Origin of the sequence: Actinomadura logoneensis (assembly GCF_003428695.1) — a bacterium.
In the GTDB taxonomy this organism is placed as follows: Bacteria; Actinomycetota; Actinomycetes; order Streptosporangiales; family Streptosporangiaceae; genus Spirillospora; species Spirillospora logoneensis.
This window is the reverse complement of sequence record NZ_QURH01000993.1, coordinates 1-11001: the sequence shown is the minus strand read 5'-3', so window position 1 is coordinate 11001 and position 11001 is coordinate 1. Positions and strand designations below refer to the sequence as shown.

8 protein-coding genes are annotated in these 11001 nt (G+C 73.9%); 3 read left to right on the top strand and 5 right to left on the bottom strand.

All coding sequences use genetic code 11. The features are described from left to right. A partial coding sequence (locus DZF91_RS33985; protein ID WP_235834762.1) for an AraC family ligand binding domain-containing protein occupies positions 1-541 on the bottom strand: 541 nt, incomplete at its 3' end. Between the two features lie 62 nt (positions 542-603). On the opposite strand from DZF91_RS33985, the gene DZF91_RS33975 reads away from it, so the two are divergent. After that, the gene (locus DZF91_RS33975; RefSeq protein WP_117361137.1) at positions 604-1017 is read left to right on the top strand and encodes a DUF2000 domain-containing protein; all 414 of its coding nucleotides are present in this window, start codon (positions 604-606) and stop codon (positions 1015-1017) included. Here DZF91_RS33975 and DZF91_RS33970 read toward each other — a convergent pair. The 4 genes from DZF91_RS33970 to sbnA all read right to left on the bottom strand — a co-directional run bounded on the left by DZF91_RS33970 (position 992) and on the right by sbnA (position 5198). Continuing rightward, positions 992-2104: an acyl-CoA dehydrogenase family protein gene (locus tag DZF91_RS33970; protein WP_117361136.1), complete on the bottom strand. Its 1113-nt coding sequence runs from the start codon at positions 2102-2104 to the stop codon at positions 992-994. The genes DZF91_RS33975 and DZF91_RS33970 overlap by 26 nt on opposite strands. Before the next feature lie 91 nt (positions 2105-2195). Then, the gene (locus tag DZF91_RS33965; protein ID WP_117361135.1) at positions 2196-2912 is read right to left on the bottom strand and encodes a tRNA-dependent cyclodipeptide synthase; all 717 of its coding nucleotides are present in this window, start codon (positions 2910-2912) and stop codon (positions 2196-2198) included. A gap of 138 nt (positions 2913-3050) precedes the next feature. After that, positions 3051-4076: a 2,3-diaminopropionate biosynthesis protein SbnB gene (gene sbnB, locus DZF91_RS33960; RefSeq protein ID WP_117361134.1), complete on the bottom strand. Its 1026-nt coding sequence runs from the start codon at positions 4074-4076 to the stop codon at positions 3051-3053. Positions 4077-4190: 114 nt separating this feature from the next. Further along, complete coding sequence (gene sbnA, locus DZF91_RS33955; RefSeq protein ID WP_117361133.1) at positions 4191-5198, bottom strand: 2,3-diaminopropionate biosynthesis protein SbnA; 1008 nt, start codon at positions 5196-5198, stop codon at positions 4191-4193. A gap of 369 nt (positions 5199-5567) precedes the next feature. On the opposite strand from sbnA, the gene DZF91_RS33950 reads away from it, so the two are divergent. Both DZF91_RS33950 and DZF91_RS33945 read left to right on the top strand, forming a co-directional pair. Continuing rightward, a complete protein-coding gene (locus DZF91_RS33950) occupies positions 5568-7076 on the top strand; it encodes an amino acid adenylation domain-containing protein (protein ID WP_117361132.1) in 1509 nt (502 codons plus the stop codon). A gap of 462 nt (positions 7077-7538) precedes the next feature. Continuing rightward, the coding region (locus tag DZF91_RS33945) for a non-ribosomal peptide synthetase (RefSeq protein WP_117361131.1) at positions 7539-11001 on the top strand (3463 nt) is incomplete at its 3' end.

Genomic DNA, 11001 nt, shown 5'->3' with positions numbered 1-11001 from the left:
CGCGCCGGGCGAGCGCCGCCACGGCCCGCGTGGTCAGCTCGTTCTGGCGCAGCGCGGACGCGCCGCCGAGCAGTCCGGCGTGCAGGTCGCGCAGCCGCGCCGCCAGGACCGGGTCGTCCACCAGCGGGGAGGCGAACAGCGGCGCGCCGCCGCTGATCCGCGCGTCCGCGAGGACGTCGCCGACCAGCTCGGGACCCAGGTGGACGATCCGGTAGGTGAAACCGAGCGCGTCCACGGCCCGGCCGTCGTGCGGATCGTCGGGGTTGAACGCCATGACCATCCCGGGCACGCTCGCGTGCGCGCCGCCCCGGCAGCGGAACGCCTGCGTCCCGGCCTCGGTGACCCCGAACGAGTACGACTCGTGGCTGTGCCGGTGGTAGACGTGCCGTTCGAAGTGCGCGTACATGGCCTCGACCGGGCGGTCGGGCGCGCGCCAGTAGCGCGTCCACTCGCCGTCCGTGCCGTCCGTGCCGTCCGTGCCGTCCGTGCCGTCCGCGCCGTCCGTGCCGTCCGCGCCGTTCCCGGGGTGAGCGCCGTTCACCGGTCCATCGTCGCGCACCAGCGTTCAAGACCGCACGGCCCGGTCACGGCAGGCTGCGCACCATGCGCTCCAACACCAAGATCGGGATCGTGGTCCGCGACGACCTGGCCGCCTGGCAGCGGCTCAACGTGACCGCCTTCCTGTCCGGCGCGGTGGCCGGGGGAGACCCGTCCCTCATCGGCGAGCCCTACGAGGACGCCTCCGGCAACCGCTACCTTCCGATGTTCGTCCAGCCCGTGCTCGTGTACGCCGCCTCGGCCGGGCAGCTCGCGGCCGTCCACGCGCGGGCGGTCGCGCGCGACGACATCCGCGCGGCCGTCTACATCGAGGACATGTTCAAGACCGGCAACGACGCCGACAACCGCGCGACCGTCCTCGCCCGGGCGTCGGACGGGCTGCCGCTGGTCGGGCTCGCGCTGCACGGCCCGCGCAACCCGGTGGACAAGATCCTCAAGGGGCTGCCGCTGCACCCGTGATGCCCGCCAGGTCCGCCAGCCGGCGGCGGTGCCCGGCGGGCGGGCCGAACATCTCCTGGGACGCCTTCGCCCGCTTGAAGTACAGGTGCGCGTCGTGCTCCCACGTGAAGCCGATGCCGCCGTGCAGCTGGATCGTCTCGGCCGCGACGTGGAAGTAGGCGTCGGAGCAGAACGCCTTGGCGAGCGCGGCGGCCCGGGGCAGGTCGGCGGGCGCGTGGTCGGCGGTCCCGACGGCGTTCAGCATCGCCGAGCGCGCCGACTCGACCTGGACGAACATGTCCGCGCAGCGGTGCTTGACGGCCTGGAAGCTTCCGATGGCCCGCCCGAACTGCCTGCGCACCTTGACGTAGTCGACCGTCATCTCCAGCGCCCTCTCGGCCCCGCCGACCTGCTCGGCCGCGAGCAGCGCGAGACCCACGTCCCGTGCGCGCGCGAGGGCGGCGTCCCCGTCCTCGGTGAGGAGCCGGGCGGGGACGTGGTCGAAGTCGAGCCGCGCCAGCTTGCGGGTCTGGTCGAGCGTGGGGAGCGGCGTTCTGGTGAGGCCGGGTGCGCCGCCGTCCACGGCGAACAACGCGGTCGCCCGGCGATGCCGGGCCGCGACGATGACCAGGTCGGCGGTGTGGCCGTCCAGGACGTAGGACTTCGTTCCGTTGAGCACGCCGTCCTCGCACGTCATCGCGGGCGGGGCGTCCCAGCGGTCGTCCTCGGTCCAGGCGAGGGTGGCGATGGTCGAGCCGTCCGCGATGCCGGGCAGCAGGTCGTCGGCCCCGGCGGCCCGGACGGCGGGGAGCGCGAGCCCGGCCGTGGCGAGGAACGGGCCGCAGTACAGGACGCGTCCCATCTCCTCGAACACCACCGCCAGCTCGCGCACCCCGAACCCGGACCCGCCGTGCTCCTCGGGCACGGCGAGGCCCTGGAGGCCCAGCTCACCGGCCATCCGCCGCCACAGGTCCCGGTCGAGGCCGTCGCGGGTCGCCATCAGCCGCCGCGCCCCGGCCGCCGCTCCGCCGACCGGCGCGTGCTCGGCGAAGAAGCGCCGCAGGGTGCCGCGCAGCTCCCGCAGCTCCTCGGTCTCGACCAGGCTCATCGTCCGCCTCCCGACGCAATGCGGCCAAACGCTTGCTTGGCAAGCATACGGGTCGGACGGGCGGACGTGTCGTCCGCGCCCGGGAAGACCGTCAGGACGACGGTGCGGCGGCGAACCGGGGCCGGACCACGGCCTGGCCCTGCCGGGGGGAGACGGTCAGATGCGGTGAGGCGAACATCAGCTCGGCCAGCGGCTGCCGCTGGGGGTGGAGCGTCACCGACGAGGGGACGCCGAGGATGCCGGGAGTGTCCAGGCACCACGGCATCTCGGCGATCAGATGGTTCTTCCCCTCGTCCACCTGCGCGAAGTCGGGCTCCCGGTCCTTCAGGTACGTCCGCAGCACCTTGCGGGCCGCCTGCAGGGACACCTCCCGGAGGGCGGGGTCCTCGGCGACCGCGCGCTGGGCCTCCGCGCGCAGCCGCGCGTACACCGGGTGGTCCAGGAAGGTGGACAGCAGGTGGACGCGCTGCCGCTGCGGCGGGACGCCCGCCTCCTCCCAGGCGCGCGAGACCCGCCGGAACGCCTTGGCCGCCCTGTGGTTCGCGTTCTTCCTGGCCTTCTCCGGGGGCTGGCCGAGCGCCTGGTGGACGTGCACGAGCGACACGTCCGCCACGATCACGTCCACGCGGTCGAACGCCGTGCCCGCCCAGCGCAGCAGGGCCGAGAGCCGCTCCCTGCCGAGGGGCCCGGTCTCCGGGCCGACCCGCAGGAGCAGGTGCTCGGCCCGCTCGCACAGCCGCGCGCAGTTCTCTGTGTACGGCGCCATCGTGAAGGGCGCGGCCACGGTCCTCGCGGCGGTCTCCTGCATGGTCGGAACCTCCCCCTGCCGACGGTGACGACCGCTGGTATTTTCCCCGTCGCTCTCCGTTAACTCACCTGGACGTGCAGGGATGTCCGGCCAGTGTTCCGGCCTGGGCCGTGCCGGTTCCCGGCACGGCCCGCGCGATCATCCGTAGCGCTTCATCTCGTGGAAGAAGCCGGGGACCTCGTGCAGCTCACCGGCCGCCGTGACCTGGTCGTACACGTGGCGCGCGACGGCCAGGTCGAGGACGCCGAGGCCGAAGGGCGAGAAGACGACGGGCCGGTCGGCGGGCGGGACGACCTTGCCGGTGAGCACGTCGTACAGCGTCCCCGCCACGAAGTCGCGGTGGCCCACGCGCTGCTCGGCCAGGTGCGGGGACGTGTTGGCCTTCATGCAGTGCTCGACGTCGTCGACCACGTTGCACGACGCGAGGATGATCTCGGGGGACAGGTCGCGCAGCGACACGTGCAGCACGAGCGGGTTGTGCGCGAACCACGCCGGGTCGTGCACGTGCGGTTCGCCCGCGACCGTCGCGAACACGATGAGGTCGGACGAGGCGACCAGGTCCTCCGCCGAACCGTGGATCGTGATCTCGCCGGTCTCGGTGCGTCCCAGGTACTCCCGGAAGCCCTCCGCGTGCTCGCTCTTCAGGTCGAAGACGCCTAGCTCGTCGAACTCGAAGCCGTTCGCGGCCAGGTAGGTGTGGATGTAGCGCGCGATGAGGCCGACGCCGAAGAAGCCGACGCGGCGGGGACGGGCGCCGCGAGCGTCGGCGATGCGGGCGGCGGCCAGCGCCGCGGACGCGGCGGTCCGGGCGGCGCTGATGATGGACGACTCCAGGCACGCGAACGGGTAGCCGGTCTCGGCGTCGTTGAGGATCAGCACGGCCGACGCGCGCGGGACGCCGTTGGCGACGTTGCCCGGGAACGAGGAGATCCACTTGATGCCGTGCGCGTTCACCGCGCCCTTGACCGAGGCGGGCAGCGCGATGATCCGGTCGGACGGGCGGTCCGGAAAGCGCAGGAAGTAGGAGTCGGGGTTGACCGTCGCGCCCTCGCCGTGCAGCCGGTAGGCGGCCTCGACCATGGCGGTGACCTCGGGTTCGCGGCCGTGCACGGCGTCGTGCACCTGCGCGCCGGAGATCACGGCGAAGGACGGGGTCTGGGACATCAGGGTGCGCTCCTCTACGGGTTTCACGGACGGTCTGGACGGGCGCCGGACGGGCCGTGGCCGGGTGGCCGGCGCGGGTGGCGGGTGCGGGCGGTGGGTGCGGGCGGTGGGCGCTCAGGGACGGGCGCCGAGGACGCCGGCGTCCGGCACGCCGAGGCCGGGGGCCTCCGGCAGGCCGGGGAAGTGCTCGGCGAGCCAGCCCTCCTCGTAGATCGAGTCGAGGTAGCGCTCGCCGAGGTCGGGGGCGATGGCCACGGCGACCGGGCGGCGTCCGCCGGCGGGGCGCCGGGCGGCGAGCCAGCGGGCCGCGCCGGACACGACCGTCCCGGTGGAGCCGCCGAACAGGAAGCCCCGCGCGGACAGCCGGTGCGCGGTGCGGATCGTGTCGGCCTCGGGGACGTGCACGATGTCGTCGATGTACGACTCGTCCACCAGGGCGGGCCGGGCGCTGGTGCCGAGGCCGGGGACCATCCGCCGCTCGGGGATGCCGCCGAAGGTGACCGACCCGACCGCGTCGACCGCGACGACGGTGACCGGACGGCCGCGCTCGCGGAAGTAGCGGGCGCAGCCCATGAGGGTGCCGGTGGTGCCCGCGCCGACGAACAGCACCTCCAGGTCGGGGAAGCGGCGGTCGATCGCGGGGGCCGTCCCGTTGTAGTGGGCCAGCCAGTTGTTGCGGTTGGCGTACTGGTTCAGCCACACGTGGTCGGGGAGGTCGGCGCAGAGCTGCCGGACGTGCGCGATGCGGCTGGCGAGGTAGCCGCCGTTGGCGTCCTGGTGCCCGATGACCAGCACCTCGGCGCCGAGCGCGCGCATCACCCGCATGGACGCGGGGTTGCAGCGCGGGTCGGTGACGCACAGGAAGCGGTAGCCGCGGTCGGCGGCGATGATGCTGAGCGCGATGCCGAGGTTGCCCGACGACGACTCGACGATGGTCGAGCCGGGGCGCAGCAGGCCGTCCCGCTCGGCGGCCTCCACCATCGCGGCGGCGGCCTTGAGCTTCACCGAGCCGGCGAAGTTGAAGCCCTCGCACTTGAGGAACAGCGGAACGTCGAGCACGGGACCGAGGTCCACATACAGGTCCTCGACGTTGAAGTCCTGCGGCGAGGTGATGATGGGCACGCTGCCACCCTGGGGAGAAAACCGATCTCGTTGGCCGGCGGAAGCGGGTACGACAAAGCGGCGAAAGGGCGGAGAAGGCCCCTCGCCGATCCGTTGTGTGAATGGCTCGAACGCAATTCCGGCCGTTCTCCCGGCTTCCCCCGAACTGTGCCGCGATCATCTGGTCGAACCGTGGCGGATCATCACGGTACCTAGCAGCATGTTCTGCCGCAACCCCCGTCTTACCGGCCGGTAGGGTGGTAATGCGATAGAAACCCGGCAGGAGTGGCCGGGGGCGGACATAAGATTCTCCCGCCCCGGGAACCCGTTCGGATCGGGTGGATTTTCCGGTGCTGACGGGTGAGCGCCGCCACATCACGGAGGGTGACGATGAACGCTGGGCTGCCGGTCCGCGACCGCCTGCTGCCGGTCGAGGCGCTGCCGGAGCTGGACGTCCCGCCCGGCGAGGTCGCGCGCGCCCGCGAGCTGGCCGCGCGGCACGGCATGGTCCGCGACCGGGGGGTCGACCTCGACGACCCGGTGATCACCCGGGTCGAGCGGTTCGCGGCCGAGCGCGACCGTCCGGCGGTGGCCGACGGGCGGCGCTCGCTGAGCTACGCCGAGCTGGCCGTGGAGGCGCGGCGGTTCGCCACGCTGCTGGAACGCGAGGGCGTGGAGCCCGGCACCGTCGTCGGCGTCGGCGGCGAGCGCCGCATCGAGGTGCTCGCCGCGTTCCTCGCGCTGGAGCTGGTCGGGGCGCTGTACGTGCCCGCGGACGGGAGCTGGCCGGCGGGCCGCGTCCGGGACGTCCTGGACCAGGCGGGCGCCGCGCTGCTGATCACGGTGGAGGACGAGGTGCCCGCCGCGCTGCGCGAGGGCGCCGAGGCCGCGGGCTGCCGGATCGTCCCGGCGGACGCGGCGCGGGAGTGCGAGCCGTGGCGCGGCGAGCCGCGGCTGGAGTCGCCCGACCAGCCCCGGTACGTGCTGTTCACCTCCGGGTCCACCGGCAGGCCCAAGGGGGCCGTGGTGGAGCACCGGGGCATGGTCAACCACCTGTACGCCAAGATCGTGGACCTGGGGATGACCGACGCGGACGTGCTGGCGATGACCTCGCCGCTCGGCTTCGACATCTCGGTCTGGCAGATGGTGTGCCCGCTGCTGGTCGGAGGCCGGGTCGAGATCGTCCCGGACGAGGTGGCGCACGACCAGGTGGCCTTCGCGCGCGCCGTGGACGCGCGCGGCGTCACCGTCGTGGAGCTGGTGCCGACCATGGTCCGGCACCTGCTGGACGACCTGCCGGACGCGCCCGCGGGGTCGCTCGGCGGGCTCCGCTGGATGATCGCGACCGGCGAGGAGCTGCCCGCCGAGCTGTCGCGGCGCTGGCTGGAGGCGATGCCGCACGCCGGGCTGCTCAACGCCTACGGCCCGACCGAGTGCTCCGACGACGTCACCCACCACACCGTCACCGCCCCCGACCTGGACCTGCTGCGGCTGCCGATCGGGTCGCCGATCATCAACTCGCGGCTGTACGTGCTGCGCCGCGCCGCCGACGACACGTGGGCGGCGTGCGAGGTGGACGAGGTGGGGGAGCTGTTCGTCGGCGGGGTCTGCGTCGGGCGCGGCTACCTGGGCGACCCCGACCGCACGGCCGCCGCGTTCTTCCGCGACCCGTTCGAGAAGTCGCCCACCGGCCGGCTCTACCGGACCGGCGACGCCGTCCGGCTGCTGCCCGCGGGCGCGGGCGGCGAGGACCGGCCCGTCCTGCAGTACCTCGGCCGGGTGGACCGGCAGGTCAAGATCTCCGGGGTCCGGATGGAGCTGGGCGAGATCGAGGCGGTGCTGCAGCGGCACCCGGGCGTGGGCGCGGCGGCCGTCGTGGTCCACGAGTTCGACTACTGAGCGTATCCGCCCTGGCCTGTTTCGGTCGTGAACCTTTGTCACGTCCTGCGCGTCCGTGCTCGAGGGCGCGTGCCCCGAGCTGCTGGGATTTGTCACTTCCGTGAGTGATTGCAGAGGTCAAGTTCTACTTTCGGGGGGATTGCGAGGCGTGTGGGCGGGCTGGTTGACTGAGCCCCTGCTACTCCTGAGTAGAGGTGCGGGTCGAGGGAACTCGGCACCGGGCGAAAGCAGCGGCGCCACCGTCCGGACACGCGGCCGGGAACCCCCGGTGACGTGCGTGTCCTCGCAACGGCCGGGCGCAAGGCCGGCGAGACCCTCCGACGGGCGCGGGGAAAGGGGAAAGGCGCAACCCGACGGTTTTCGTGTTCATCGCTTTTCGCATTTCCGCGTGGCTTCCCGGCATGGGCGACGTCCCTGCCGCCCGGGAGCGCCGACCCCCTTCGACCGGGAAAGTTCCACTTGATGTCCCCCAGCGAGTTCGTTCCGCTTTCGGCCGCGCAGCAGAGCGTCTGGTACGCCCAGCAGCTCAATCCCGACGTGCCGATCTGCATCGCGCAGTACATCGAGATCGAGGGGCCTCTCCAGACGGCGGTGTTCGAACGCATCGCGGAACTCGCCAAGGACGAGGTGCCGGGACTGCGCATCCGGCTGGTGGAACGCGACGGCATTCCGTTCCAGACCGTCGAGGACGACGCCGACGAATACTTCCCCGTTCTCGACTTCTCCGCCGAACCCGACCCGCGCGCCGCCGCCGACGCCTGGATCCGCGCCGACATGGCCTCGCCCATGGACCTGTACGGCGACCGCCTCTACACCATGCGGTTCCTGCGGCTCGGCCCCGAACTGCACCGCTGGTACCTGCGCGCGCACCACATCGCGGTGGACGGCTACACCGGGGCCATGGTCAACGCGGGCATCGCCGAGCTGTACACCCGGCTCGTCCAGGGCGGCGAGTACGAGCCGCAGGAGCGCGGCGACTACTGGGGGCACCTCGCCGAGGACGCCGCCTACCGCGCCTCCGAGCGGTTCGCCAAGGACCGCGAGTACTGGACCGAGCGGTTCGCCGACCTGCCCGAGATCGTCACGCTCACCTCGCGGACCGCCCCGCCGAGCATGGACTTCCTGCGCAGCTCCACCACGCTCGGGCCACAGGAGAGCTCCGAGCTCGCCGTCGCCGCCCGGCGGCTGCGCACCGCCACCCCCGGGATGGCGATCGCCGCGACCGCCGCGTACATGGCCCGCGTCACCGGCACCGAGGAGGTCGTGCTCGGCCTCGCGGTCACCGGCCGCACCACCGAGCTGGCCCGCGCGACGCCGACGATGATGTCCAACATCGTCCCGCTGCGGGTCACCGTCACCCCCGACCTGACCGTCGAGGAGCTGACCCGCGCGGTGTCCCGGGCGACCGCCCGCGCGCTGCGGCACCAGCGGTACCGCGTCGAGGACCTGCGCCGCGACCTCGGCCTGCTCGCCGACGGGCGGCGGCTGTACGGCGCGGTCGTCAACATCATGCCGTTCGACTACACGGCGGACTTCGCGGGCAGCCGCGCCACCGCGCACGCCCTGGTCCTCGGCCTGACCGAGGACGTCGCGTTCAACATCTACGACGGGCTGGACGGCCGGGGCACCCGGTTCGACCTGGACGCCCACCCCGGCCTGTACTCCGCCGAGGAGATCGCCGCGCACCACGAGCGGCACGTCCGGTTCCTGCGGACGCTGGCCGCCGCCGACCCCTCGACCCGCGTCGGGGACCTGCCGCTGCTGTCCGACGACGAGCGCGCCGACGTCCTGACCGGCTGGAACGGGCCGGAGACGGGACGCCCCGCCGAGACCGTGACCGGGGTGTTCGCCCGGCACGTCGCCGCGACGCCGGACGCGCCCGCGCTGGAGAGCGCCGACGGGACGCTCCGCCTCAGCTACGCGGAGCTGGACGCCCGCGCCGACCGGCTCGCCCGCCGCCTGACCCGGCTGGGCGCCGGCCCGGAGACGCCGGTCGCGACGCTGCTGGACCGGTCGCCCGAGATCGTCGTGTCGTCGCTGGCCGTCCTCAAGGCCGGGGGCCACTACGTGCCCGTCCACCACTCCTACCCGCCGGACCGGGTGGCGTGGCTCATACGCGACGTCGGCGCGTCCGTCCTGCTCACCGACCGCGTGATGCTGGACCGCAACCCCTGGCTCGCCGACGCCCACCAGGGCGGGATCACCCTGCTCGTCGTGGACGACCCCGACGGCGATGCGGACGGCGCGGAGGCGCCCGGCGGCGGGTTCGCGCCCGTCCACCCCGACCAGCTCGCCTACGGCATCTTCACCTCCGGCTCCACCGGCCTGCCGAAGGGCGTCGGCATCAGCCACCGGGCCGTGGTCGACTTCGCCACCGACTCCCGCACCCGGCTGGCGCCCGGCGACCGGATGCTGCTGCACTCCGCGCACGCGTTCGACGCGTCCACGCTGGAGCTGTGGCGGCCCCTGCTCGGCGGCGCGACCATCGTCGTCGCCCCGCCCGGAATGCTCGACGCCGACGTCCTGGAGCGGACCGTCCGCGACGCGGGCGTCACGCACGCGTTCGCGACGACGTCCCTGTTCAACCTGGTCGCGGCCGAACGGCCCGCCGCGTTCGCGCCGCTGCGCGCGGTGGAGTTCGGCGGCGAGGCCGCGTCGGCGGCGGCCGTCGCGCGCGTCCTGGCCGCCTGCCCGGACACCGCCGTCCGCAACGCCTACGGCCCGACCGAGGCGACCACCTACGTCACCCTGCACGACACCCGCGGCGAGGTCTCGGCGGACGACCCGTCCGTGCCGATCGGCTCGGCGCTGGACGACACCCGCCTGTACGTGCTGGACCGGGCGCTGCGCCCCGTCCCGGTCGGCGTGCCCGGCGAGCTGTACGTCGCGGGCGCGGGCGTCGCGCGCGGCTACCTCGGCCGCCCCGGCCTGACCGCCGCCGCGTTCGTCGCCTGCCCGTTCGGCCCGCCCGGCGAGCGCATGTACCGCACCGGCGACCTGGTCCGGCTGCGCCCGGCCGGGGACGCCGGCGGGGACGGCCGACCGCGGCGCGCCACGCTGGAGTACCTCGACCGGGTGGACCAGCAGGTGAAGATCCGCGGCTTCCGGATCGAGCTCGGCGAGATCGAGGCCGCGCTCGTCCGGCACCCGGACGTCGCGCACGCCGCCGTCGTCGCGCGCGAGGACCGGCCGGGCGTCAAGCGCCTGGTCGCCTACGTCGTCGCCGCCCCCGGCGCGGAGCCCGACCCGGCCGCGCTGCGGCGGGCCGCGGCCGACACGCTGCCCGAGTACATGGTGCCGTCCGCCGTCCTGGTGCTCCCGACGCTGCCGCTCACCGGCAACGGCAAGCTCGACGTCCGCGCGCTGCCCGTCCCCGACGCGGCCCCCGCCGACCGCCCGTACCGGGCGCCGCGCACCGAGGCCGAGAAGGTCCTCGCCGGGCTGTTCGCCGAGGTGCTGGAGGTGGACCGGGTCGGCCTGGACGACGGGTTCTTCGACCTCGGCGGCGACTCGATCATCGCGATGCGGCTGGTGTCGCGGGCGCGCGCCGCGGGGCTCGCGCTGTCCCCGCGGGACGTGTTCCAGCGGCCGACCGTGGACGAGCTGGCCGCCACGGTGTCCGTCCTGGACACGGCCGCCGCCGAGACCGCCGACCCGGTCGGCGACGTCCCCGCGACGCCCATCATGCGCTGGCTGCGGGAGCTGGGCGGCCCGGTCTCCGGGTTCCACCAGAGCGTCCTGCTGCGCACCCCGCCCCGGCTCGGCGAGGACGCGCTCGCCCGGGCGCTCGGCGTCCTGCTGGACACGCACGACGCGCTGCGGATGACGCTCGCCGCCGACGGCTCCCTGGCGATCCCGGCCGGGGCGCCCGACGCCGCCGCGCTCGTCCGCCGCGTGGCCGTGGACGGCCGCGACCCGGACGAGG

What these genes read in the sequence shown, in the direction of transcription:
- DZF91_RS33975 (WP_117361137.1), top strand. Translation starts at nt 604, where the DNA reads ATGCGCTCCAACACCAAGATCGGGATCGTGGTCCGCGACGACCTGGCC.
- DZF91_RS33970 (WP_117361136.1), bottom strand. Translation starts at nt 2,104, where the DNA reads ATGAGCCTGGTCGAGACCGAGGAGCTGCGGGAGCTGCGCGGCACCCTG.
- DZF91_RS33965 (WP_117361135.1), bottom strand. Translation starts at nt 2,912, where the DNA reads ATGCAGGAGACCGCCGCGAGGACCGTGGCCGCGCCCTTCACGATGGCG.
- sbnB (WP_117361134.1), bottom strand. Translation starts at nt 4,076, where the DNA reads ATGTCCCAGACCCCGTCCTTCGCCGTGATCTCCGGCGCGCAGGTGCAC.
- DZF91_RS33950 (WP_117361132.1), top strand. Translation starts at nt 5,568, where the DNA reads ATGAACGCTGGGCTGCCGGTCCGCGACCGCCTGCTGCCGGTCGAGGCG.